Below are 521 nucleotides of genomic sequence, written 5' to 3' on the forward strand. Positions count from 1 at the left end.
GACGACCAATACGCCAAGCAGCAGTTTGAGCAGTCTTTGGCGAAATGGCAGGAAGAGGCGCAGTTGGCCGAATTTGACGGATTGTTGCCGTGTAAAACCGTTATCCGCCATATCCGCCGCTTTTTGGACAGCGAAAGCCAAGCCGGATTTTTGAGCGGCGGCATCACTTTTTGCAGTATGGTGCCGATGCGCAGCCTGCCGTTTAAAATGGTTTGCCTACTGGGTTTGAATGACGGCGATTTTCCTCGCAATACCAAAGCGGCGGTGTTCGACCTGATTGCCAAACATCCGAAAAAAGGCGACCGCGCCCGCCGTGACGACGACCGTTATCTCTTCCTCGAAGCCTTAATCAGCGCGCGCGAAATGTTGTATTTGTCTTATATCGGCCGCGATATACGCAATGATGCCGAGTTTGCGCCGTCTTCATTAATCAGCGAGCTGCTGGATACCATCGCCGCCATGACGGGGAAAAGCGGGCGTGAGTTGTCGGAGAAATGGGTGAAACATCATCCTTTGCAGGC

At 53.2% G+C, this 521-nt stretch carries 1 pseudogene; it reads left to right on the top strand.

Going from position 1 to position 521, the window contains the following annotated elements:
* Positions 1-521, top strand: a pseudogene (locus ACTHUE_RS20090) (exodeoxyribonuclease V subunit gamma); the annotation flags it as partial.

It is taken from the genome of Neisseria sp. P0021.S005 (assembly GCF_051956955.1).